Annotated in this window: 21 protein-coding genes and 1 pseudogene; 9 read left to right on the top strand and 13 right to left on the bottom strand. The window is 54.5% G+C overall.

The annotated features are described in order from the left end of the window. Positions 1-81 precede the first annotated feature (81 nt). The 4 genes from AWB77_RS35565 to AWB77_RS35550 are packed head-to-tail and all read right to left on the bottom strand — an operon-like array spanning position 82 to position 6,549. Positions 82-1,488 carry a site-specific integrase gene (locus AWB77_RS35565; protein ID WP_157694737.1) on the bottom strand — a complete coding sequence of 469 codons (1,407 nt, stop codon included), beginning with the start codon at positions 1,486-1,488 and terminating at the stop codon, positions 82-84. Positions 1,489-1,513: 25 nt separating this feature from the next. Then, complete coding sequence (locus tag AWB77_RS35560; protein ID WP_157694736.1) at positions 1,514-2,089, bottom strand: hypothetical protein; 576 nt, start codon at positions 2,087-2,089, stop codon at positions 1,514-1,516. Then, positions 2,082-4,184, bottom strand: a complete 2,103-nt coding sequence (locus AWB77_RS35555) for a site-specific integrase (RefSeq protein WP_157694735.1) — start codon at positions 4,182-4,184, stop codon at positions 2,082-2,084. The genes AWB77_RS35560 and AWB77_RS35555 overlap by 8 nt, the downstream gene beginning before the upstream one ends. Then, positions 4,177-6,549, bottom strand: coding sequence for a hypothetical protein (locus AWB77_RS35550; RefSeq protein ID WP_157694734.1), 2,373 nt, complete (start codon positions 6,547-6,549; stop codon positions 4,177-4,179). Before AWB77_RS35550 ends, AWB77_RS35555 begins: the two co-directional genes overlap by 8 nt. 760 nt (positions 6,550-7,309) lie before the next feature. On the opposite strand from AWB77_RS35550, the gene AWB77_RS37385 reads away from it, so the two are divergent. The 3 genes from AWB77_RS37385 (at position 7,310) to AWB77_RS02610 (ending at position 9,992) form a co-directional block, all read left to right on the top strand. Beyond that, positions 7,310-7,495, top strand: a complete 186-nt coding sequence (locus AWB77_RS37385) for a DUF995 domain-containing protein (RefSeq protein ID WP_157694733.1) — start codon at positions 7,310-7,312, stop codon at positions 7,493-7,495. Positions 7,496-8,722: 1,227 nt separating this feature from the next. Further along, entirely contained in the window at positions 8,723-9,448 is a 726-nt protein-coding gene (locus AWB77_RS02615; RefSeq protein WP_061132807.1) for a hypothetical protein, read from the top strand. Further along, positions 9,438-9,992: a hypothetical protein gene (locus AWB77_RS02610; RefSeq protein ID WP_061132806.1), complete on the top strand. Its 555-nt coding sequence runs from the start codon at positions 9,438-9,440 to the stop codon at positions 9,990-9,992. Before AWB77_RS02615 ends, AWB77_RS02610 begins: the two co-directional genes overlap by 11 nt. Before the next feature lie 1,934 nt (positions 9,993-11,926). Here AWB77_RS02610 and AWB77_RS02600 read toward each other — a convergent pair. From AWB77_RS02600 to AWB77_RS02580, 5 genes are all read right to left on the bottom strand, one after another. Continuing rightward, positions 11,927-12,589, bottom strand: a complete 663-nt coding sequence (locus AWB77_RS02600; protein WP_061132804.1) for an 8-oxoguanine DNA glycosylase — start codon at positions 12,587-12,589, stop codon at positions 11,927-11,929. A 433-nt stretch (positions 12,590-13,022) separates the two neighbouring features. Then, positions 13,023-14,060, bottom strand: coding sequence for an H-NS family nucleoid-associated regulatory protein (locus AWB77_RS02595; protein ID WP_063936469.1), 1,038 nt, complete (start codon positions 14,058-14,060; stop codon positions 13,023-13,025). Positions 14,061-14,541: 481 nt separating this feature from the next. Continuing rightward, positions 14,542-14,859, bottom strand: coding sequence for a hypothetical protein (locus tag AWB77_RS02590; protein ID WP_061132803.1), 318 nt, complete (start codon positions 14,857-14,859; stop codon positions 14,542-14,544). A 376-nt stretch (positions 14,860-15,235) separates the two neighbouring features. Then, complete coding sequence (locus tag AWB77_RS02585) at positions 15,236-15,649, bottom strand: Hsp20/alpha crystallin family protein (RefSeq protein WP_061132802.1); 414 nt, start codon at positions 15,647-15,649, stop codon at positions 15,236-15,238. Positions 15,650-15,658: 9 nt separating this feature from the next. Then, positions 15,659-16,099, bottom strand: a complete 441-nt coding sequence (locus AWB77_RS02580) for an Hsp20/alpha crystallin family protein (protein WP_061132801.1) — start codon at positions 16,097-16,099, stop codon at positions 15,659-15,661. Positions 16,100-16,331: 232 nt separating this feature from the next. Here AWB77_RS02580 and AWB77_RS02575 point away from each other — a divergent pair, with 232 nt between their 5' ends. The 3 genes from AWB77_RS02575 to hfq all read left to right on the top strand — a co-directional run bounded on the left by AWB77_RS02575 (position 16,332) and on the right by hfq (position 19,158). After that, the gene (locus tag AWB77_RS02575) at positions 16,332-16,715 is read left to right on the top strand and encodes a hypothetical protein (RefSeq protein ID WP_061132800.1); all 384 of its coding nucleotides are present in this window, start codon (positions 16,332-16,334) and stop codon (positions 16,713-16,715) included. Between the two features lie 1,314 nt (positions 16,716-18,029). Next, positions 18,030-18,356, top strand: a complete 327-nt coding sequence (locus AWB77_RS34165; protein ID WP_074168842.1) for a four-helix bundle copper-binding protein — start codon at positions 18,030-18,032, stop codon at positions 18,354-18,356. A gap of 526 nt (positions 18,357-18,882) precedes the next feature. Then, positions 18,883-19,158: an RNA chaperone Hfq gene (gene hfq / locus AWB77_RS02565; RefSeq protein WP_061132798.1), complete on the top strand. Its 276-nt coding sequence runs from the start codon at positions 18,883-18,885 to the stop codon at positions 19,156-19,158. Positions 19,159-19,187: 29 nt separating this feature from the next. On the opposite strand, the gene AWB77_RS37280 is transcribed toward hfq, so the two are convergent. Beyond that, a complete protein-coding gene (locus tag AWB77_RS37280; protein ID WP_061132797.1) occupies positions 19,188-19,487 on the bottom strand; it encodes a DUF6723 family protein in 300 nt (99 codons plus the stop codon). A gap of 442 nt (positions 19,488-19,929) precedes the next feature. Between AWB77_RS37280 and AWB77_RS34160 the strand changes: the two are divergent. Then, positions 19,930-20,366: pseudogene (locus tag AWB77_RS34160) on the top strand (low affinity iron permease family protein); the annotation flags it as partial. Positions 20,367-20,834: 468 nt separating this feature from the next. On the opposite strand, the gene AWB77_RS02555 reads toward AWB77_RS34160, so the two are convergent. Both AWB77_RS02555 and AWB77_RS02550 read right to left on the bottom strand, forming a co-directional pair. Then, positions 20,835-21,254 carry a hypothetical protein gene (locus AWB77_RS02555; protein ID WP_061132796.1) on the bottom strand — a complete coding sequence of 140 codons (420 nt, stop codon included), beginning with the start codon at positions 21,252-21,254 and terminating at the stop codon, positions 20,835-20,837. 16 nt (positions 21,255-21,270) lie between these two features. Then, complete coding sequence (locus AWB77_RS02550) at positions 21,271-21,621, bottom strand: response regulator (RefSeq protein WP_157694731.1); 351 nt, start codon at positions 21,619-21,621, stop codon at positions 21,271-21,273. A gap of 414 nt (positions 21,622-22,035) precedes the next feature. Here AWB77_RS02550 and AWB77_RS02545 point away from each other — a divergent pair, with 414 nt between their 5' ends. Both AWB77_RS02545 and AWB77_RS02540 read left to right on the top strand, forming a co-directional pair. Beyond that, entirely contained in the window at positions 22,036-22,239 is a 204-nt protein-coding gene (locus AWB77_RS02545) for a cold-shock protein (protein ID WP_061132794.1), read from the top strand. 168 nt (positions 22,240-22,407) lie between these two features. After that, positions 22,408-23,754 carry an alkaline phosphatase family protein gene (locus AWB77_RS02540; protein WP_063936468.1) on the top strand — a complete coding sequence of 449 codons (1,347 nt, stop codon included), beginning with the start codon at positions 22,408-22,410 and terminating at the stop codon, positions 23,752-23,754. Between the two features lie 163 nt (positions 23,755-23,917). Here AWB77_RS02540 and AWB77_RS02535 read toward each other — a convergent pair whose 3' ends face one another. Next, entirely contained in the window at positions 23,918-24,295 is a 378-nt protein-coding gene (locus AWB77_RS02535; RefSeq protein WP_157694730.1) for a response regulator, read from the bottom strand. Positions 24,296-24,495: the final 200 nt, after the last annotated feature.

Raw genomic sequence — 24,495 nt, 5'->3', positions numbered from 1 at the left:
CTTAATTAAGGTTATCCACAGCGCAAAATCGACTGACAACTGTCATGCCGCATTGACCGCAAAATCTTCACGATACGACGCTTACTTCGTTCGACCGGCAGACCGCGCAAGATCGCTCGCCTCCTGCCGTGCAGCGTCGACTGCATCCTGCAAAATTCGTAACGAGACCAATTCGGACACGCCTTCCAACAATCGCAGTTTGTGTTGCTCCTGAGCACGCTGCAACGACTGCTCGAGCAAGTCAGCACGGACGCTCATCTTTGTCGCGTCTAGTTTGGCTAACTTGGCTTCCGCGCCCTCCAAATATCGAAGGACAGTTTGCATGCTTGTTTGCCCTGTCTCTTTCATTACCTCTTTGAGCAAAGTGTGCTGGTCTATAAGCGCTCTTTTGAACGCGTCCTTGTTCAAAATTTGATGGTGCTCCATCAATATGCACAACCGCTCTACGATGAAAAGATTTCGAAACATGTGGGCGCAGGCTTGCTCTGGCACGTCGGCGGCTGACCTCAACTCACCTAAGAGCTGTGTGACAGTATTCCCTTTAAGCTTCCTTCCGCTCCGCGAACTTATCAGCAGATAGCCATCATCGTTGGCTTTACCGCATGTCGCTTCGATTACCGCCGACCTAAAAATTTTTGCGAAGTTGAGAACCTCTCTAATATCTACCTGATTTATCTCAACAAATCTGGTCTCTGTTTTCTTATGTTTTAACGTTACAACCTCTATCTTAGGCTTCAGCATCCTTGCAGCGCACTCGAAATCAGCCACTTTAAGAAGCACCAACTCCGTGCGCCGACAGCCGAGAATTCTCAATAACCTCAAACTCACGTGCAATCTACGCTTTCGATAGATATCAAAGTATCCATCATCGATAACAAGCGGCACTGCTGATGTTAATTTCAATCGAACTTCATCGCTTATTGCTTGGCGAGTGCGGACCTCACCCCGTTCAGGCAGAATTTCGCTAACCCATGAACGATAAGTTATCGAAAGGCCTGTAGTAGGATTAGTGTGCGTTTTAGTTACCCGCTCCGCCCTAATTTGCCCGTTTTTGGAAACGAAGTTCGGCATCCCATGTATCTCACCGATATACTCTAAAAAATCAAGGCAATCGCGGCAAATTTCGAAAGGAACCGAGCCATTGCGCACTTTTGCACTATCTAGGTGGCCGGGAATCTTTCTTTCAACAAGCATATTATTGCTAAACAGCATCATCTGAGCGTTTGTCAAATCCGCGAAGTCAGTTTGACTCTTGTAACAGAATCTGACCAGGTGAGACAGGTGATATGCTTTTGTCCTCACCGTGCTTCCATCGATTGCAGTGGAACAACTAGTCTCCGCTTGTTGTTGAAGAAAGGCTGTTACGGGGAAGCACAAGCGGCCATCAGGCCAATTCAAAATCGAGTGGTTTACCGCATCACCAAAAACAGGCTCATTGTCGAGGTTCAAATGGGAGAAATACTCAACATGCCCCTTGAGTTTTACCACTAGCTCCTTATCGTGCGTGGTAACGCTATTCTTTTTTCGACTCATCGTGCACCACCAGTGGCTGCTTTAGAAAACTAAACATAGCCAAAATCTCCGCGCGCTCGGTCTTCACTTGTTTAGCGACCGCATCGTTCGGAAATTGCTCGATAATGCTCTCCGCGTTGCTCAAAAGGCGTCGTACCGCTTTCACGAGTTGCCAGTTATCACTCTTGAGTTGTTCACAACGATGAGTAAGACGTGCCAGCTTATTCTCGAGTTCCGCCTTCGTCCCACGACCAGGTGTCACTTCTCCGTGCTCATTCGCTAGGCGTTCAGTGAGCGCAAACTGAGCAGAGTGTCTGGCGTGCTCTAAGGCTGCCCATCCTCCACCAAGTTCGGCACGTGCATGTGCCTTGAGCGTATTCAAACTGCAAGGGCTGATATTGAGTGATTCATCGCCAAATCGTGCCAACGCTCCTTGTGACACGACGGATTTACGCAAAGCCTCCCTCGTTGCAAACAGACTAGGATGCTGAGCCGCGATTTGCAGCAGCAATAGAAGGCGCTTAGTTGACGTGGTCTCAGCGACTATGGACGGTATCAAACTTTCCAAATCATCCACTTTTACCCTCCAATATTAAATGAGCCCTTAAGGTTCCAACTCCTTTGAACTCAAGCACGTCGTTGATAATTCTAAATTTTGAATCGTGTCGCTTAGAAATCAAGAATGCTTCAACGGCGTCGGCCTCGTCGATAACGGCAGCCCTAGTTCCGAATTTTTCCTCAATCAGGTCTCTAAGCCTTTCATACGGACTGTTGTCATACATTTGAAGGCTCTCAACTGCGACGTGAGCCTGCGACCGCTCAAGCTCATACGGACCGTAATCTATGTCCAGGTAAGCATCAACTTGACGAGGGTCCGAATGACCGAGGTACCACGATAACGTGCCCAAAGTACCTCCGCGCCGCCGGTAGTAGTCGCTTACGAAGAACCGTCTAAGCTGATGAAGACGAATATAAGAGCGAGTCCCCTCGTTGTTTGCAGGCAACTCGATGTAGTCCATAAAACGGTCAAGAAGTACACCCATTGCTACTTGAGAAATCACGCAGTTTCCAAACCGAGTAGGGCTAGAAAAAATCTTTACGTTCTCACCGAACGACCCGATCAGCTGCATTTTCTTGTGAAAACTTTGAATGCAATTTATGACTTCGGTAACAAGCGGTGGAATTGGCCTTGTTAGGCTTTGTCTTACACCAGAGGCGCCACTCTTCCGATTTTCGAATGTCATCCGGTGCATTTTTGGGTCAATGCATTTGCCGCTGATAAGGTCCTCGAGCTCTCCTTGACGCCGGCCAGTAAGTGCTCCGACGATAAACAAACATGCACCAAACGCGATTTTCGTGAGTTCTACGAGGCCTTCGTTGTTTCTCAAAGCGTCGAAAAAAATGGATGCACTCGGCCGAACCTTCTCCCGGTCTCTCAAACGACCGGTTCCAGAAGTATCAAACGCCAGATGCCAAACTCTTACTCCTAAAAGGCGAGTTCTATCGTCGATATGTTTTAGAACGTTCGAGCTTGTTGCAAACTTGTAGCACGGCATTCCAGCCGCGTACGAGGCAGAGACAACTGCTGCATAGCTCTCAAGGATATGCGGCACATGTTCTTTAAAAAAACGAACTGCCTTATCTAAGGCAAACTTCACATGCTGAGCCGCAGGGATAATAAAATGACCAATTCTCGGTGATGAAATCAGCTTTGCTGCTCGCGCATCTTTGAGTGCTTTAAGAGCGGCTTGAGGAACCTTGTTTCCTTTCACGGATATCATTCGTAGCCGTCTCACAACCCGAAGGAAGTCCTCCATAGTCGTTAACGACCGCCCGTTTTCGATGTCAAATCGCTCTGCCTGTACAGAAGCCCGGGGATACTCGGTTACGTAGCTTTCCTTCGGCGCCCAGCATAGTTCCTCGGGAAGAGAAAATTTCGCTTTGCATAGACCAATTGTTCCGTCGAAAATCCTCGAGCAAAGGAACCTAGAACTTGGCTTAACCCGATAGGGCCATCTCGAACTTCCTGAGCTATTGGCACGTTCACGCCAAAGCCATATCCGCGAAAAGACAATCTCGCGCTCGTCAAAGTGCAGCTCTCGGTCTTCGTCGGGTACATGCACTTCAGCGATTTTTCGACTGTGACTCATTGCACCGCATATATCGTCCCACGTTAAAGTCGCGATACCGTCGTAAAGAGTTTTTTCTAAACGAGACGACCAGTCAACAACACTTCTTATGGACGATGACTTGGCGAACGCTTCCAGCATTCTCTGCATATCGGAAACGGTTAGGGCGTTTAAACCGTAACTATGGAGGCACAACGATGCATCATTAAGCAATAAATAATCCACTACATCCATCGCCTGTCGGACTAAATAATAAGACCTCGCGTCGGATTTCTCGAAACTCTTCCTAGAGGCATCGGGATTTGTTTGAACGCATAAAAACATTCGCAATGAATCCCACAACCTCTTTCTTTCCGTGAGAATCGAGCCATCGGAGAGCTTTACCCGCCAGTCAATTTCAAAAGTCCCTTTTGTGCCAAAATCGCAAGTCCAGACTGGATTTTCGTATTCGCTTTTCAAGAACGAGGCCTGTCGATAACGCTCTTCTCTTGAGCGCTCTTGTTCCACTATGAAGGCCTGGATGTCAAGAGGTAGGTCACTCAAAGATAATCTCCTCGACAAGTGCGGCGTCTGCCAAGGCGCGCCCTTCATCCAAGTACCTGGCCAAGTCTGGCCTTATCTCGCGTATTGACTCGATTTCCGCTATCAATGGGTCGGCGACCTCCACCCAAAAATTCGCCCGAGCACTCGGCACCCGGCTCCCACCAGCACAAGCGACGGAAATACTACAAAGTACCGTCATCACACCGGCATCAATACCGATTAACGTCGTAGCATCTTTCAAGCGTTCGCGAACACCGGGTGGCCCGTCGTTGGAGAAGCTTTCCGTCTGATGCAAATCAGTACAATGATTCTCCATGAACTGCACAAGCTCACTTTCGTTTGCGAGCCCACTCGCCACTAATCGATAGGGGCTATCTACGAGCGCTTCGACGACAAATCGAGTCTGGTGAATTCTTACCCAGCGCTCCATGAAGAAATTGACCACGTTCTCTGGAACATATCGACAGACCTGCCTGTATCGAAATCGGCTGTGCCCTAACGCCCGAGCTACCTCTGCAGTGTCATGCGTGTCGAGGTAAAGCTTGGTAACCAGTTGCGCTCGGATTGGGCTGAGCCCAAAGCCCGTCACAAGGTAATCTGCATATTCTTTGCTGCAGCCAGCTAAATTCACAAACTCCAGGGAGAGATCACGCCTACTCCTGTCCGAACCAATCATGTCGACAGTGCGCCGAAGTCTCGTCGGATAACCGAAAGCTCTCCCGGTTGACAGTAACAAGAAATGCGCGCTGTCATTTTTTTGTTTCTTTAGGTATTCTCTACATACCTTAGTCAGGCAAATAATCTGTAATAGCGTGCGTGCAGATGCGCTGTTGACCAAGAGTGTTTGCTCCGCTTGGCCTTTCCCTTTCCTATGCTTGAATCCACGAACAAAGTATCCACCTTGAGTTCGGCCAAAGCCGGTCCTCGAACCATCCTTGCTATATAGCTCTGATGTCTCTAAGAAGGCCGGAGTAATCTCATTATTTTCGATTACTAATAGCGTGGCAAACGGGAGCAGTGTACCTAATGTCGGCAAACCCAAAGCTTGGGCGATATTCGTCAGCGAATCTCCGCCAAAGATTGATTCCAGATTGTAGTGATTTTCGTCGATGCAATCGTCCGCGCAAACATATCCGTTGTAGTGCAAAGTTGCAGCAGCGTTTTCCAATGCACTCGGACGTCTCCCTCCCGAATTCTCCGCCGGAGTTTCGCGGCGGTAAAGCGGATGTGGACGACCTAATTGCCAAGATTTCACGCGCGTTAGATACCTCTTCCAGACGATGTCAATCTTCGCCGTCGCCCATTGCCGCAAGGTATCAATATCTAGCTGCACTCTCTCCCGTAACGCCGACAATGCTTCCTCGTCAGCTAACGGTAAAAGTGCGATTGGCGTTACGGTCTTGGTCCGTGTTTCAATCCCGTCGATAATTTTCGTGTGAGTCCTCGAACCGACGACATGGCGGTCAGGGGGAGACGGAATACCAGCATCCGGCTCAGCGAAAATACCTTGCGATATAAGACTGTTCGCGAACGTAAAAAACTCGCATCGCCAAATTATTACTGCCGAATCAATGCTTAATTTGGGGCTTTTGTTCTTCAAATAGTAGACTGATAACGCCCTAAAAAAATCCGTGCTTGCTTCGCCATCCGTTCTAGCTCGAAGCGTCAGATTTACGTTGGCCGCCATAAACGCAGGTAACTCCCTTTGCAAGGGAATTCGCGTCGACCGTCTGCGAGAAAAGAATGCTGCGCAAGCGACGTGAAACTCGTGTGTAAATTTTTGCCCGAAGTTTTGTCTGACCTCGAACAGTTCGAACCAGGTTCTGTCACCCTTGATGTTTGAACCAGGCCAGTTCATCCACAAACGGACAGCTTTCACTTTTAATTCACTAGACTCGTAGCGCTCAAGACATCTCTCGATAGCACCGGTTGTCAAATTATAAACAGGGTAGTGGCGCTTCACCCAGTCTCTTGGCGCTCGCCAGTCAGTACATTCCAGGGCGAGCACTAAACAACGTGTTAGCTCGTATCGCCTGCTGGTTGACGCGGCAAAAAAACTAGGTGAATAAATTGCTCCAATAAATCGTTCCCATGTCGATTGGTTTCCCTCCCACCTCAAACCGGTCAGCTTATGCTTGGTCACTTGTAAAAAACATTCAAGCAGCAGGAGGACGAGATGCAATCGTCGCAACAACGATGGAATCAGCGAAGTCTTAGCCAGCTCAAAGGAACCAGATATCCAGCCGCTGGTTTCCGGCCTAGCGTAACCAGAATAAGCATCTAAGTCTTCGATGATAGCTCGCTGCTCTAAGCTCGAGTAGGCATCCAAATCCAAGAAGTTCGACAACTTTCGTTTAACGCCCATTCCGACCTCTTCTCGATGCAAAGGTCACGAATGCCGTCCTCGCCGGCACGTCAGTGCATACCGCGCGAGAGAACCATCCGGGGTCCTTGTTGTACTTTGCACGATTGCAACGTGCGCGGCCTTCGCGTCCTATGGGGAGCGAGAAACCAAGGTGGAAGCTGAGGGGTACGCTCGAGCGCTGAACGGGCAACACATCAGTGACAACTAACGTTCGTTGGCAGGTACAGCAGAAGAACAAGCGAGACGCAAGATTTAACGGAAATGGCGAAGTAGCAGACGTCACGAACCCTCCAACGGTTTGGATAGATTCGTCCAGTAACTGCTGCCCTCACCCGTTCAAGTTGGCAAAAAGGCTTTTATGGGAGAGATAGAATGCCCGGTCTCAAACGCAACTGCGGTCTACTTTGCCTACTGCTCTTGTAACAGCACGAGAGACCAAGCGGGCGACGACGAATTGAGTTAAATTAGCTAAACGCAACTGGGTTGTCAATCCACCGGAGGCGGATGCGCCGCGATGCCATAGCCAGATAGCCAACGCGCTTCGTCAATAGGTGGACGAAGCCAAATATCGCCATTACGCGGCATGAGTTCACCGTAATCGACTGATGAAAGAGCAGGCTTCAGCCGGAGAATCCCAGACGCCGCTGACCCGCGCAGAGCTTCTTTCCGATGCTCGGAACTCCGAGATGGAACGCATTGGTCAAAGCGGGGTGTTCGCCGGCGGACGACCAACGCCGATGGTTCGGCGCTTATCAGCCGGTTGCCGCGCCCGGGCTCCAAAGCCGGTTCGATTCACAGAGCGTCCGGACATTGGACCGTCTCCGACGATGGGAAATATTGCCTTCAGGTGGACTGGAGCGATGAGTACGGAGGCACCGTCAGTTGGTGCTTTCTACTCTACAAAGATGCCTCGGGGGTTCTCCGACGCTTACGCGACGGAGAATGATGCGCGCTTGCGTTCCGCCGCTAGTGAAGCGCCGGGCGCCGCCAGGAGTAGCGAATAGGTGTGGTGGTCTCAAGCTGCGGGTGGTACGGCATGAAGCCCCATTCCCCCTCGTTGTCTTCAGCCTCCAACATTGCAATCCGTTCGTCCCGCGGCGAGCACCGACTCGGCTTCGTCTTCGAGACGTTCTATCGAGCAACGCTGCCACCAAGCCGCGTGAGCGGACCTTTGAAACACGGTAAAGCAAGATACACCTCGAATTCAACCCAACGCCCGTCGCAACCGGGCTCATTCTCAACGCCTATCTTCTTCAGCGGCCTTCTGCATTCTGCGCTCAGCGCGTGAACAGCAGAGATTCCGAGCCTGAAGCGAAGGTCATTTGTCGTCACCCGACGAGTCCGCTTCCCTGTTAGTCCTCTGCGGGCGCAAGCGCCGCAGACCAAGGCGAGCGAACGTCGCTGATATCAAACACCCGTCAGCCTTCCCTTCCATCAATGATGCTCGACCTCGCAAAGTTGATGCGAAGCACGTCGCGGTCCACCGCCTACGTGGCACCCGGCCGGCCAGCGTTTCGACCAAGTCAGCGGGTAGGCGTCGGTCAATGGTGACCAGGTCTGGTCCTGACCCGTCAATTCTCGGACAGAGTCCGGCCTGCTCGACATCCACTCCAAAGTCATGGACGAACATGCGGAGTTGCACTGCCGATGCCACGATGCTTCGCCCGCCTGCCGCACTCAACGATGATTGGTCGGCCGCACGTTCGGGCCATATGTCGACGACCATCGCTGTTGCTGCCCTTCGAAGTGGTGGATGTTGCGCGGTCCAATCAACGAAATGTTCCTGAGCTGGATAACTGGCATCGGACGCTGCCAGCAGAATCAGATGTGGCGTGGCGAGCAAAACCATCCGATTGCGTTCGACTACAAGCGGTTGCGCCAGCTGTCAGAGGGCCCCGTCGGAGGCGACGATAAATCGTCGTCGCAGCAGTCCCTCGCGATGCCGAAGTCCCCCAACCGCACGCTCGTTTGCTTCGTGAGCCTGATACGAACCCACCACGTCATATAAGGGTCCGCGGGAGCGACAACTATTGTCTAAAGAATACACCAACTTCAGCCGTTTACCCGGTCAGCAAGCAATTCAGCTAAGCAAATCTGCACTGCATTCAAACGCGCAAGTCGTGCGCGAGTTGGATTTTGCGCTGTGCTTTGGGAACGGTGAAAGTCAACGAATATGGAACCGTACGAGAACATCGTCATAGGCAATTTCTTATACAGCCTTGGGCTTACCGTCGGGCAGGAAAGCCACGGGTCAGTCCGGACAATGTGCGTAAACTTAATGCAGCAAACACCGCTAGACGAAAGTCTGGGTGACCTGATGGTCTCAAACACGGGCGTGACGAGACTGCTTGAGTTCAAGCGCAAGAAAAACGACTCAATCAAGGAAGAAACAAAGCGCGAAGTCCTATCCCGTGCACTTGGCGCAGACCAGCACATGCTAACCATATCTCGGGAGATTCATTGGTACATCGAGACGTCGGAAGAGGAAGGTGTCTTCGTTTCCAGGGCGGTGCCGTATATCGACTTCGTGGATGAGACTGTTCCCGCCACCACAATAGAACGCTTCACGTCATCGGTCGCCAAGGATGCTGTCTCGAAGGTGATTGACGAAGCGACGCGTGCCTCATACAAGGCCTATCTAGCGTTGGTGTCTGTCTCGCACGGTGGCCTCCAAGGTTCATCTGGCGGATTGCTAATAAATTTAAGTCGGGAACAGGGGCTCCGCTACGTGCTCGTCCCAGACATAAGGGACCTGCTCCTGGACCATAGTCTGGTCCGCGAGGCGTACTTCGGGAGAGTGCAACAGCAATCTATGGAGTTAGAGCGCGGGCATGCATTGAGAAGCTGCCAACTGTCTTTAAAAAAAAGCATAGACCGAGGTTTTGATTATGAATGGTGAAGTCCACGGCATGAAGTACGCCTATGACGCGCTGGGAACGTTGCTTGAGGCAGCAATGCGTGACCAGAAGTCGACGGCCGATGCCGTAAGAGCGATGAAATCCTTGACCGCAGCCATTGAGCAGCAGAGCCGGTCTATGCCCGCAGCAATCGTCGCCGATGTCAAAAGTCAACTCGATACAACAATCGAGGTCGCAGCAAAGACGCTCACTTCTCGGGTCGAATCGGCGAACTTGGCAGCAGATAGGGCAATGAAGGCGCTTGACCGTGCCGCGACGTTTTCGGTACTACGCATCTGCGCGCCCGTGTTACTGGTAAGTCTGGCGGCGATGGCTACATGGTATGGAGTGACCGCGTGGTCCGTTTCCCGTCTTGAGCAGCAGAAGACGGACCTCGAACAGCGGGTCGCATATCTTGATAGCAGGGGCGGGCGGCTCGACGTTACGTCGTGCCGGCTCGGCGACGGGCGCTCGGTGCCCTGTATCCGTGTCGATGAGACCGTATCGTACAAAGGTGGATATCGGATTCCGATTCGAGTGAAATAGCCTTCAATACTTTTGATAGGCTTCCCGACGCGACACAACGCCGCGATGGTCAATGTCGGTGCTCGCCATTTGGCGGCTCATCGACATCTTTGGCGAATGGTCTTAATCCAAACAAGCGGCCCAAAATGGATTCCCACACGCGCGAACCAGAAGCGGAATCACCTGCTATAACAGGTACGGAGGCATCCGAAGTTGTTCGAGATTTCGTGCGGGACGCCAAGAAGCGATTGAATGCGGCCATCTTTGCCGTCTTGGCGAGCCGGTACCAACGGGTTCTGTTCGTCGGCTTTGCACGTCTGAATGCGCCATTCGTTGCTTTCGCGTCGATAGCTGCTTCAGCGGCCCTAAAGCACATTTTTCCGTCTAGCCTAGTCAGCGTGGGCTTGCTAGCGATTGCGGGTTTTACCGTGCTGAGCATGTTTATTCGGGTGCGTAGAGAAAAATCGCTCTTGATGACCTCCGTGTACGGACGAACGTTACGCGTACATCTTCCTCGTACTCAATTCAGGCCCCGTGACGCCCAGTGGTTAGCTTCGCAACTGCAAGAAGTAGTTCGCTTGGCAAGGCGGGCGCGGGCGAAGACAATCGCATTCGATTCACCATTATTGGTGTCGTCCCGTACTTCTGCATTCCTAGCATCGCGTCTGCGTCGAGCGAGTGTGGCTGAGAAGACAAACCTAACTTTCGAGGCGGGTCATGCTCGGGAAGTTGGCCTTCTTCGACAAAGGGCTTTTGGGCGGTACGCGCAAAGCTACTCACAGCTTCGGTCGGTGCGTCTGGGGGTCGGCCCGAATGGGCGATACCTTAGTCGCCGCATGCTTGTGCGCTTCGAGCAGTAGCGGGTTCCGCTGACTGCACGCCGTCTGACGACCTAGGGCAAATCAAATCGTATTGTTTCCAGAGACGAGTAACCCGCTCCGACGCAGGTGGCGCTGCCAAAAAAAAGTGATTGCGGTCGTTCAAATCCCATCACGTATCATCGTTCGAACTGGGTCGAACGGGAAACGGCCTTTGAGGCTAAATATGTTAGGCCGTGGAAAACCGTCTCATGGTCATCATGATGGGTGGACCAGCAGGCAGAATATGTATAGGTATGGTGGTCGCCGGATGGACGATTATCACGTGATGACGACGTCCATAAATCGTCAGGGTGACTAATCCATGTATCAACGGGCGGGAAGAAACTCCCGGTGATGGACGGGCAAGCCGGCCTTGCTACGCATATCAGCGCACTTTCATTGCATCGCAAACGCGGAGTATCAAGGCCGAGCGTCGGACGCTTCGAGAGCACTGGCCGCCGTTGGTGACCTACCCATGTCCGACTGGCAGCGTGCATTCGGTGTCGGGCCGATGTTGCGATGCAGGGAGCGTCAATAAACATCGTTTCCGCACATATTCCGGGCTCGCGAATGTCACACAGATGCGATATCCCCCACAACATGCAAAAGAGAACTTCGGGTAGCCGTCGATACCAAACTAAGCGACGAGCATCGCCTTGCACTCCATGGTTTGGCGGTATGCACATGCCTTTTGGATACAAATGAGAAGCTGGCCGAGATTTATCGGGAAGCTCGCTACTTCTTGAGTCTGGACCAGGCGGCGCGCGCGGAATCCGACTGGTTCAAAAGCTTCCTAACTTGCCGCATCAACATCGGTTGGGCGCAGCAGCCGTCCGAGTGCTGCCGCCTCCACTCCGTAGGACTCTACATCCTCGTCAGCAACGTCGAGAGTCTCGCAATCATTAAGACTTGGAAGTCGCCTCTCAGCGCGGGCAGCCCGCAGATGCGGCTGGGGTTCTGGTAACGCTCTTTCAGCTCATATGAGCCTGCCGGCGACCCTCCCTTGAATGCCGTCGCGTTGGATTCCGGTTTTACAGCCGGGTACGCCGACGCCGCGCGTATCCCTCGGAGCATGCCCAGAGTGCTCTCGCCGGATTATTCCGAAATACTCGCAGCATTGAATTCAAGGCCGGCGGCCCCGTACTTCATGAAGAAGTCGATTACCGACATGCCCGACAGGCGAAAAAGCAGTCGGTCAAGCAATGCGAGAGGAACTTTGACCTCTGCACACGCCTCCCGAAGCGCATTCTCGAGGGACATGTAGAGTGCTTCCGAACTCTGTACGCGACCGACCGGGACGTTGTAGCCAAAGTGCTTCTGTAAGAGCTTCACGATGCGGGTGTCGAGTGCAATGACGTCGTCGGAGACTCCCGTTTCAATCATAAAGTCCGATACGCTCTTCCAGCCTAGAACGGGACATCGCTTCAGGATGTGCTCACGCTGCAACGCAGAATTCGCCGAGCACTGGTCCAGCTCGGCAAGCAGGACCACCTTTCCCCCTCGAATCGCAGTTTCGCACTTTGCAATCTTTCGCAACGACCTCGCGGCCTCGTTGTGGAACCGTGTTGCCTTAAAGCGCTTCAAGATGTCGGAGAAGTACTCTTCGTCAAGGTTCCTCTTCTGCCAATCATGAAGCGAAATCGCTTGGATGAATGAGTCTTTTGTCCCCCGGCTTCCGGTGACAGCATCCATTCCACGTGCGGACCCACGCACGCATATTTGAGAGACGAGGCGCATCCACAGGTCATCGTTCGACATGGACCTCCACCGACCAAGCGATGGAAGTTCGACAAAACGGCCAAGTGAATGTATGAGCACAGCGATTTTGGTACGAGCAGCCGGCGACATACTCGTATGATACTTTCCAATTTTGGATGAGGTATTCATGACATCTCGGTTGGATGCAACCAATCATTGCCCCGAAACGACCCGGTTGGGGGCCGCCGCGACGTACGACCGAGCCATTTTCGTCGCGCTTCGTAGCTCGGCGGTCCAACCTTTGTAGTCAGGTACGCGGCGGACACCTTCACCCAAGTGCGCCCAGCATCGCACGAATGACGTTGTAGGCATCGCTCCGTTACGCCGCTTGCGGCAACCGCGCCATGTGGTCAAAGACCACTCGGCACGGTGAGCTCACGGACTTCAGCCGATTTTCGTCAGTCGGCCTCTATGGTGCAGAGTGCAGGCGCCTTCAAGTAGAAGCAACCGCGTCGACCTCGCTCATGCTCGTCGAAGGCACCGGAGGCATCGGAGGCATCGAGTCTGCAACTTTCTCTGCCGATGCACGACTAGCCTTCTTGGCGACAACCTTCTTCGCCAGAGGTTTCTTGCTCCCCGTTTGCGGTCCCTTCTTCGCTGCGGACGTCGACTTCTTTGCAGTAGCGCTCTTGCCTGCAGATGTCTTCGCAGACGTCGCCGACGCCTTCTTGGCAGCGCCCTTCTTTGCCGTCGAAGTCGCGGTCGTTTTCTTCGCGGTTGCTTTCTTCGCCGCGACTGCTTTCAGCGCGCGTTTCTTGGTCCCATCAGCCGCCGTGGACGCCGCGCCGTCAATCAGAAACTTGGTCCTATCCTTCGCACCAGCAAGCCAGCTCGGCGCCTTGCCAAGACCGCTCCACTCCGAGCCGCTTTTGGGGTCACGATATTTTGCAGGTTGAGGTCCGCGAACGTAGTTGCCTGCGGGCTTCGCCGAACTCTTGTCGGCCGCCGGCGCTGTTGCCGCATTGCCGTCAATCAAAAACTTCCTTCTGTCCTTGGCGCCAGCAAGCCAGCCCGGCGCCTTGCCCCGACCGCTCCATGTCGCCCCCGACTTTGGCTCGCGGTACAGAGCCGGCTGCGGACCGCGTTTGTAATTGCCGAGCTTCGCGCCATTCTTAGAGGCTTTGTTCTGGGTGGTCAGACTGCTGGTCGCGTTGCCATCAATAAGGAACTTATCGCGATTCTTCGCGCCAGCAATCCATCCGGGCGCGCGACCGTGTCCGCTCCACGTCGCGCCTGACTTTGGGTCCATGAATTTAGCAGTCGAAGAACTCGCCTTAGCGGAAGCGCCAGCTGCGCTAACCGTACGACCGCGCTTGCCTGAATGAGAGCCAAGGTCCTCAAGCGTAATCCCATGCTCATCCATCAGAGCATGAATCTCGGAAATGACCTTCGTCGACTGCTTCTTGACGATTGCATCTGCTTCCGCTTGAAGCTTCGCAATCTTCGCTTGGATGGACTTTAGCGTAGGCATGACTTCCCCGATTCGTGGTTGCATGCACGCACTATGCCACACGGGCGACTACAAATGGAGGTTTGCAAGTGGGCGATTTTTGAACGAATGTGGAGTCGGCTGCGGAAGCCATTTTCAACTCCGCCCGAAATGTCGGCCCGATTTCATAAAGGACGTGGCACATTGCGCCGTCTTGCGCAGCGAATCGGCGTAAGAAGCTTCCAATAAGAGAGCATCCACTGAAAAAAGAGAAAGTCTACTCAACGAGGACGCGGCCCTTTACCAACTAAGTTCACTGAAAAGAGGAGTCGTTGCAAGCTTAGTTAGCACCGGTGCGTTCGGATGAACCTGCTAGTTCAGAAAGGCCGTAGGAATTCGGCGAACGCAAGCTTTGCGAGTGCCAGCTGGGCTGCCGAATCGCTTTAACGTTTCCTACGAACGGAAAGACGCATCCTAGGCCTTGTCAAGGCCTTCAGACGACTTGACCCCGGAACCCAAGGTGTCAGTCTTCGCCGCTCTCTTCCTCGTCGGCGAAAGGCTCGATGAACTCGAAATTGTTCTCAACGACTTCGACGCGGATTTCTTCGGCATCGTCCTCGATTTGGAGGTTGTTCGGTGGCGTCGCGATTACTCGGAAGTCGTAACCCAAGGCACTTGCCTCAGCAACGAATTCGCCTTCTTCGTCCTCGCGCAGGATATCGTCTTCAAGCAAGGAACGCTTCTCTTGATGGAAGTCCTTCTCAGTCAGGACGAGCCGCTCCTCCTCCTGCGTCGCGACATCAACAACGAGCAGCTCTGCGTTACCGGAAAGTTCGAGCATGGCGCCCTCCACGGTTTTGAAATCTGGGACTTCGATTGCTGGTGAGAGTTTCCGGCATCGGACTTACCGTGCTGTCGTTGAATCTTCAAAGTGGGCTGCCGACAAGAGCGCCGCGCTTCCATGCCGCTCGTCGATTACTTTAACGGCACTTCTCTCGCGACAGTCCCACTGCAGCAACGCTTCTTAACTAACCTTTGCTCAGCGTGATTGACCCTGTCTCAAGCTGCAGCTTCAACGCCGCGCCGTACGAAACGGACACATGGCCATCGCAGCGCGTCACTCTGATAGTACCGAATAAGACCAAAATTACAGTTCAGCTGGACGTTCGAATTGTCGAGCAGCGACGCCCACGCCTCGCTGCTCCGCCCTCCCTGGATTAGCCTACCGACACCTCAATCCGTCGTGGCTTCGCTTCTTCGCGACGCGGTATGGTGAGTATCAGCACACCGTCCTTCAGTGACGCTTCGACCTTTGATGTGTCGAAGTCCTCGCTGACAGTGAAGGTTCGCGCGAAGTATGGTGCCCGAACCTCTGTATGGGCCAACTGGAGGTTTGCCGGCACCGGAACGACCGATTCGGCCTCAATCGTCAGACTGCCGTCATGGACCTTCACGTCAAGCTTTTCTCGTGAGACGCCAGGCAAGTCCGCCCAAAGCGTCACTTTGTGAAGGTCTTCCACAATGTCGACGCTCGGCGCCAATGTTTGCCTGCGACGCGCACCCGTTGACTCCGGGCCTGTTACGGCGCCTTGTTCACGTTCGGTGATTTGCGTATTGGTGTTGTCGCTCATGGTGTCACCTCACTGAACAGTAATCGAGCGCGGCTTCGAGGTCTCGCGCTTGCCAACTGAAATCAGAAGACAGCCATCGATATACTTCGCTTGGACCTTGTCCGGGTCCGCCTGCTGCGGGAGTTCGATAACGCGGCGGAACGACCCATTGAAGCGCTCCTGCGCATACTGTCGGACACCGTCGGGCGGATTTTGGTAGCCCGTAGCTCGTTCACCGGCAATCGTGAGTAATCCTTTGTCCACTGACACATCGAGCTTACTCACATCCAAGCCAGGCGCGAAAGCCACAATTTCGACTGACTCTTCAGTCGACCCGACGTTGATTTGCGGAAACGTTCCGGCACGTGTCGAACGAAGACTGGTCGGGAACCCGCCAAACAGGCTGGACATCTGACGCTGCAGACGGTCCAGTTCGCTGAAGAGGTCGGGTGTAATGAATGCATCACTCATTTTTCGCTCTCCTCTCGCGGCCGGCGGGAAGCTGCTTACGCGAATCAGCCCAGCTGCCCTAATGCCGCGGACAATCAAGTTGAAACACGCAGCGCGCGATGAGCGGCTGCCTTGCGACGCGCAAATAGTAACGGTCGACGCCTTTTCAAGAGCCCGGACCACAATTTTCTTCGCTTGAAAGCCAACTCGTCGCCCATATCATCCGCGCACTTGTACTGGCTAGGAGGACATCGTGGAATTTGACACAGACTGGCGCACGATGGGTAAGCACCGCATTCGGCTGCGTTCCGCCAAGGGCTTCCCAACTGAAGCTATGCGCCAACTCGCGGAGGTGACGCGGCTTGCGGTCGATAACAACATGAGTGCGCGGGCGCGCATCGTCGACATTGTTCTTCGGGAAGAGAAAACTTACGACATCACAGTCGGTTCGACCTTGCCCGACGACCGCATTTGCGCGCCGCAACTCGAAGCAGCCGTAGCTACAGTGATGGGGCTGCCGGCGGAAAAGGTGAACATCTTCGTACAGACCGTAGCTCAGGAGGAGGTTGACTTGCACCTCGGTGTCTACGAACGAATGCTTGCGGAGAAGTTCGGCGCGGCGCCGCCTCTCCAGTGACATATCAATGCATTTATAGACGGGCGCACCGACTATTCCACGACGCTTATTGACGCATGCTTTGGTCGTTACTAAATTCTGGTTCGTCAATACCATCGAATGCGACGCTTAGCTGCAGGACTTCACTATTGGACGTCGTACCGAAGTTGACGCGTCCCATCCATCCTTGAGGCCAGTGCGATGGCTCGGTCTGAGAAAAACCATTCGCTGAGATTTCGGCGTGTAGTCACCCAAGCGAATTCGAAGCTCGCAGATGCGAGGAAACGTTGGAAAACTTCTTGGGAGGTAAGCATAGCGAAAGTGAACAGAAAATTCGGTCGTCAGGGGCATGACGGTACCGACGAGTCAGTCGGATAACTGCGTTTCATCATAGAGCAAGCGAAGCCAGCCCGCTTGAGGGCAAAGTTCCCGGTTTTTGCCGGGGCAAGTGGTCCAGGTATCGCTGCGAGCCGCCGCCTAAAGTGCTGCGGCTCGCACTCGTTGGGCTACCACCCGCACCACTACTTCCACGCCGTCTTACAGATAACCGTTCCTGCACGAATAGCTCGCGTCGCTGACCACTTTCAATGGACTTGCGGTTAGGCATTCCATGCTGCCTTTCGGCATGATGTCGATGCATGCTGTCGGCAGCGCTTCGCAGTCTTTCTCATCTTCGCGAAAGCTTCAAACGCCTCTGCGTCTCTCGGAGCTTTTTCGATGACCGCTTCCACGACATCCGAACTTCGACCAATCTGCTGGCCATAGCTCAGTTCGCTAACTATCGCGCGTTCAGCGACAGGATTGGTGGAATTGTTCTCGGTTATGACCAGGCCCGAGCGTCCTCTTCGCGACCGGCGCATATAACGGCTTGAGCAGTGTGGACACCCACGCAGGCTTTGTTGCATCGGATTAGGGGCAGATTCTCATGTGGAGGCTAGGCCTTGTCCTAGTCGCGGCCGCTCTGGATGGCCACAATCGATTCTTCGAAATGCCTCGGCTGCTGGTCGCCCTCCAGCAAGACAGCATGCGTGCAACTGAGCCCGCGTTGAAGCGCTTTTCGCGGGTGTTGCATGTCGGGTCAATCGTTCTGGTGGCGGTTCGCATCGCTGCGGCGCTTCTTGTTTCAAGTCCGTTGCCAGGCACACCGTAATCAGCGCCTTCACATTGTTCGTCCACCCGGATGGTCCTGATGGTGAATCGGTAGCGTTTAGTCGCGTGACAATGGGACTGCCTTTTCTGCCCGCGCGACGTACGGGCGTGTTTTTGTCTCATGGCACGTTGAATGCGTAACTCCTGGGCTGGCTCATCCAGCGTTCAATGTTCAAGGAGGACGATATGGCTCACCTACAGCATCAGTCATGTATTGACGCATGCGACGCTTGCGCCGCCGCATGCGACCATTGTGCAACAGCCTGCCTGTCTGAAAGCAACGTCGCTGAAATGGCCGAATGCGTTAGGCAGGACATGGAATGTGCGGATGTCTGCCGTCTTGCTTCAGCAGCGATGGCCAGGGGCAGCCAACACGTGAAGGACATATGTGTGCTCTGCGCATCGCTATGTGAAGCATGCGCTGCTGAGTGCGAGAAGCACGAGCACGAGCACTGCGAGCAATGCGCTGATGCGTGCCGCGCGTGCGCCAAAGAGTGCCGGGCGATGGCATAAGCGTCGTTAGTCCATGGCGCTTCCGCAAAGCGAACTGTCGCCTCCCGGGCGGGAAGGTTCGAGCCGACCAAGCGACTGGACGAACGCCAATTTCTCCGCCGCTCCGACTTGCTTGTTCCGGGGCGACGCTAGGTTTTTCAGGACTCTAAGACGCCTGCTGCCCGGTCCGTATGACCTTTGAACGCCCGGGCGCACCGTGCTGGAAGTATTCTCGTGAGCGGACGATGGAGAGTAGGGGCGTCTGTTACAGCCATCTGGGAATCCCCGAACCTTCAGAAGACGTGTTGTCGAATACCGCGCATGATATGGAGCACAGCTTGGTTCAGAGCAACTGATGGAAGAGCCGACTGCCGCGGAATGGAGCGCTCCCGACCATCTTTACCTGTTGTGGCAGGTGCAATTGCGGGCCGTGCCGAGTTGCTGGTGGACCGGATGGATAGCCTTTCCGACAGCGACCGAGATTCTCCATGACCTGCGGACGCGCCGATGCTCGTCCATGAACCCCTTTCACGTGTAGGAGGCCATCGTGGACCGAGATGATGGTGACTTGCAGTCCGACTTCTTAACCGTACTGGTCTCGAACCAGACTCCGGTCTGGGTGTTCCTCGTAAATGGTATCAAGCTGTCCGGTGTCATCTCGTCGTTCGACAAGTTCTCGCTGAGCATCCGGTCCGGGACGGACATCCAAATGGTGTTCAAGAGCGCGGTCTCGACGGTGATAGAACAACACGCGCGACCGGTACTGTCGACACAGCTTTCCGCGGAGCGGCCGAGACGCGGACCATCTGACAAGCAGCCGTGAAATGAACCAAGGCTGCTAGCGCGTTCGCGCTACAGCTCAGGACATTCCAGGTCCGCGCGCACTATCTCATCACCGCGCTGAACAGCTAGTTTCGTTGCCTCGTCTTTTGATGGGCAAGGACCCAGTTGCTCGGCACCGTCGTATGGGTACAAGAGCCTGCCATCAGTTTGCCGGACGACTTTCAAAGTTCCAACGAACACGCCCCCGACATGCGGCCGGTAAGATGCGTATATTGCGTAGTCATCCTGGCTGGCACCAGCCTGGGCCGGGACGAGCCGCTTATTCGGGAAGAGGACAACCTTGGGTCGGCGGGACGAGGTCTTAGGCATGTCGGGAAGAATAAGGAATTTACGGTAGGTAACCGAAGCAATCCTACGCCGCAGACAACGCGGCAACGTGTACGAAAGCCGACCAATACGCCGCCCGACGGATGGCGCTGGGAAGTGGCTGAGCGTGCCGAATCCGGTCAGTGTATCGAAGGAACTACGATGAGCCGTAACGGAGAAGGCCAAGCAAGCTACAAAAAGAAAGCCAGGAAGCCGTAGGGACCATTGTCCAGAGGCACTATTCAAGCTGCGACAACTTTGCGCCCCCTTAGGACGGCCCTGAAGCCGCCTTCTTAACCTAGCTCCGGCAAAACCCTCGTGACCCTCCTGCTGCTTTTTGAAGTTGTCCCATGCACTCATTCTGTGCCCTTTCGCCGTTCACCTTACTACTGCCATACTGGCATGTGGCTTGCCAGAGACGAAAACGCGCTTAGGGGCGCAGATTATGGATAACTCCAGAGCTTCTGGCTCGCCTGTGGACGAGCCCGAAACGGTTCCAGACACGGCTAGCCCTGCTTATGCAAATCGACGTCCGCTATCCCGGGCCTTCGATAAATTCGCGAGCCTAGTTACAAGGTGGGCCGGTTCCCCAGCCGCATTTTGCTTGGCGGTGCTGACAGTCCTTGCGTGGGTTGTAACCGGCCCGTTGTTTCACTACTCGGACCCTTGGCAGCTAGTCATCAACACAGGCACCACTGTCGTCACTTTTCTAATGGTTTTTTTATTCAGCAGAGCCAGAACAAAGACAGCGTCGCCCTGCATTTGGAGTTGAACGAGCTCCTTTCATCGCATCGTGCTGCAAGCAATCAGCTCATTGGGATAGAGGACGCTTCCGAAGACGAATTGCGACGACTTGCGGCGGCTTATCTCGGCCTTGCGACGCTTCCGAGACGGTCGGGCTCGGGTTCAATTTCAAAAGACGCTGCAGCAGAAATCACCGACAGAGATGAGCCTTCCTCTAGTGTGTAGTGAGCACGCCGACTGCTATCAGTGGAGCGGGCGATGAGACGTCGCTCGTCGGACATGCCGATTCCTTTGAGCCAATTCAACCGTCCAAAGGTAATCGCACTCCGTCACCTATGTTGTGCGACGTGCACTCTTAACGCAACTCGCGCATCGCTCATCGCATCGCGCGGCGTCTCAAGTGGTTGAGAAGAAACCGCTGCCTGCGACGGACGCTTCTGTCCGACGCGCACCGCCAGCGTTTCGTCAATGCAGCCTTTCGCCCGAAGTCATCCAACGCCAGTACGATTCCAAGAGCTCTTCGCGACTTCGCCACCCACTGCAGCGTGAACGGCATTGACTTGTCCCGTTCCTTGAACGAGCACGACGTGCGACTGGTACCGGCGATTAGCTATTACGCGATTGGGCGCGTACGGAAACATCCAGCAGCGCAGGCAATCGGGTTTTAGCTGGACGGTCATCGAGTATCTTCTTCGCGGGCAGGCGACTGCGCTGCCGCCGGGCGAGTTCGAGCGGCAGTCGATTGCCCGCATCCTCGGCGCTGATGCCACAACATCCGCGCTTTCGACCGGTACCTGTGTCGTCGCCCTCTAAGTGGCCACGGAGCCGCTTCGTCAGCACCTTGCGATAGTACTGAAGCGCGTCCAGACTGTCTTCCAAGGCTGCGAGTGAGGCGTCAGATGACAAGTGATATGGATTTCTGTCTTTAGGGGCGCGCGCCGCATGCTCGGCAATCAGCTGCCTTGTCTTCCCGATGCTCAAGTCCAGTTGCTTCAAACGCTCGGCCCGCTTCGGCGTATCTTCCACGCGACGCTCCCTTTAATCATGCTAAGTCGAGCCGAATCAGCGGGAGCCGCTCCATCGCTTCGATAAGCTCATAGAAATCAACAGGCTTGCCCACAAACGCATCCCAGACGACTGGCGCGTGCGTCGGTGGTTCGCCGCCTGAAACGAGGACGACCGGAACCGAGGCGAATGAGGGATGGCATCTCAGCCGTTTGCAAAGCTCAATGCCGTCCATTCCCGGCATCTCCATGTCCGTGACGACCAAATCCGGTAAGTGCTTCGCTACCTCTGCCATCGCCAAGTTGCCATTTGCAGCCACCGCAACACGGAAGTCGTGCACTTCAAATATAAACTGGAGAGCCGAGAGAGACTCAGCGTCGTCGTCCACGAGAAGGACAGAGTGCATGAGGGGCCCCCACAGACGGTGGTTCCTGCACAGAATTTTACATTCGTACCTGCGTCAGTTATACCCCTGTCTGACTGCGACGGCTTGACGGCAACGATTCGTTTTAAGCCTCTTCGATGCAGAGCGCTGAAAGGCGACTTCAGCCGACTTTCGTCAGAGTATTCGGCTGTGTAAGAACGACCGGTCCGGAGACCGTGATGGTTCGACTACTGTAGTCAGGTACTTGACACCTCAGTTGCGGTAAACAAAAAATGTAAACGCATTGAAGAAGAGACCTCGCGAAGCTCGGCGAGACGGGACTACAGCGTTGGGGGCATCTGAAATCACGTAGTAGTCCAAATGCCCAGTGTGTTTCACCTGCTCGGTTCGGGCGTCTTTATGAGATAGGAGAGTCGTATGGCAACGGGTACAGTCAAGTGGTTCAATGACGCCAAGGGTTTTGGATTTATTACGCCGGACGACGGCGGCAACGACCTCTTTGCTCACTACTCTGAGGTCAGGATAGACGGGTTCAAGAGCTTGTCAGAAAATCAAAAAGTGAGCTTTGATATCCGGCAAGGGCCCAAAGGAATGCAGGCCGGAAATATCCATCCACTATAGAGGCGGCGCTCCTCCTTCATCCCATCTCGGGTCCAACGACTGCCGAAGAACGCATTACATGTTGCGACGCGTCCTCCGAATTGCATTCGCCGCAAGCATTCATCCATCTCGCCGCGGTGGCGGATTCGGCCTAATCCGTAAGAGCGCTGAGAACGAAGCGGAGGATTCATGCCTGCGGTAATACAGCACGTGTTCGTTCTCATGCTCGAGAACCGCTCTTACGACAGCGTGTTCGGATGGTCGAGCTTGGCGGGCACCACGCCTAACGGTGAGCCGACGACCGCGAACGGGCTTCCAGCGACGCCTATTATCAACTTCGGACGCAGCGGGACAACATACCGATTCGGCAAAGGGGCGCCGTACGCGCTCGGGTTCGACCCGGGCCATGAATTCACCGATGTCTGTGTCCAGACGTGCGGCTTGCAGGTCGCCAATGGCGACACCGTGCGCAACGACTCGCTCGTCCTTGGCGCTGCAGGCTACCCGCCGTTCGCTACAGACACCTCAACGACGGGTTTTGCTGGAACGTACGAAGACCACTCGGATGTGGTAGCCGATGCCTTCAATGCTTTTACGCCTGACCAACTTCCTGTCCTAAACTTCTTGGTGCGCCAGTTTGGGCTATGCGATAACTGGTTCTCGTCGGTGCCGGGACCCACGTGGCCTAATCGCTTCTTCGCCGTTGCAGGAACTTCCTCTGGGCTTGACCATTCTCCGAGTGCCGCTCAAGTTCTGGAAGCAGTGTTTTTTAACGCCCCAATTTTCACTTTCCCGAACGGAACGGTCTTTTCGAAAATAGCAGAGTCAGACTGGCTTATCGTACAAGGCGACGTTGCTCAGACACGCGGCATCTACGGGATGCAGAATCTGCTCACGCGGTTTGTCAGCATGGATACCCTGCTCGCCCGCCTTGCTACAAACTCATTGACGGAGAAATTCATATTCATCGAGCCCACCTACGACGCAACGAACGACTTTCGAAACGGCAACTCAATGCATCCGGCCGGTGACGTTCGTAAAGGTGAAGCATTGGTTAACCAAGTCTACAACGCAGTCAGTACATCTGGCCTATGGTCCAAAAGCGTGCTGTTGGTCGTCTTTGACGAACACGGCGGCTTCTTCGACCATGTAACACCGCCTATTGCCGTACCGCCCGGCTCAACCGAAAACGCTCGCTTGAAGACGCATAACTTCTCGTTCGACTGGCCGGGAGTACGGGTGCCCGCTATCGTCGTTTCTCCCTTCGTTCCTGCCGGTACTATCGACCATTCGCTTTACGACCACACATCGATTCTCAAGACGACGGACAAGCTGCTCGGACTTAACGGACTGCTTGACCTGACGGCGCGGGTGCGCGCGGCCGATGACTTTACAAAGATGTTGAGTCTTTCGACCCCTCGGACTGAAGTTCCGGTGTGCCCACCGCCTATCACGACAGCTGGCGCCTCCCGGCCGACGAGTCAAGGGTCTCCGCGCTCGAAGGACCCTTTCCTGCCACTGTACGCGCACCATTGAAGCTAACAATTGGATGCGGACCATTGAGAAGTCGCCGGCAATCGCAGCAACGCTCCTGCGCCCGTTACCTAGCCTTCCGTGTTCTCAGACTGGTCGATGACGAGAGAGTGCGACACTGAAGGAAGCGACTGCAGGCTCGACTTCTGGCGATGGCCACAGTCACTCATTGAAGTTCAGTCGAGACGCATAAAGAGCGCAAGAACGTTACAAGGCGGTCGGGCGACGTGCCCTTTCTGAAATATCCGTCAAAGAGCGCCCCTTGCCGGCTTCGAGCCACGAACTCGCTGTCCTTCGATGTGTATGCGCAAATGAACATAGCGGCTGAATTCGGATTGCTGCGGATGGCACGCGCGGTCGCAAAGCCGTCTCGCTGCGGCATCATCAAGTCGAGCAAAACCACGTCTGGCGACCAGTGCCGAATGATTTCCAGTGCTTCGGCGCAACCGCCTGCCACTCTGGTTTGAAGCCCTTCTAACGATAGACATTCGGCGGTCGCGACGGCTGCTCCTCGGTAGTCGTCGACAATGAGCACCCGCTCCATGACTTCGACCCGCCGTTGCGTCCAGTTCCCTCGTTCGGTCACCATCGCGCTCCCAATTGGCCGCCCGCTCGCGAAAGCATGATTATGCAAGGCGCTCGTCACGCTCGAATGCCGTCAACCGCACACTTACGGTTATCGATAGCGCTCGCTCAGGGGCTCTCCCACCTGCCTGTGATTGGCTGCATTCGGTCCGCTGTAAA

It is taken from the genome of Caballeronia fortuita (genome assembly GCF_001544835.2).
GTDB lineage: Bacteria > Pseudomonadota > Gammaproteobacteria > Burkholderiales > Burkholderiaceae > Caballeronia > Caballeronia fortuita.
This window is presented reverse-complemented; position numbering and strand designations above follow the sequence as displayed.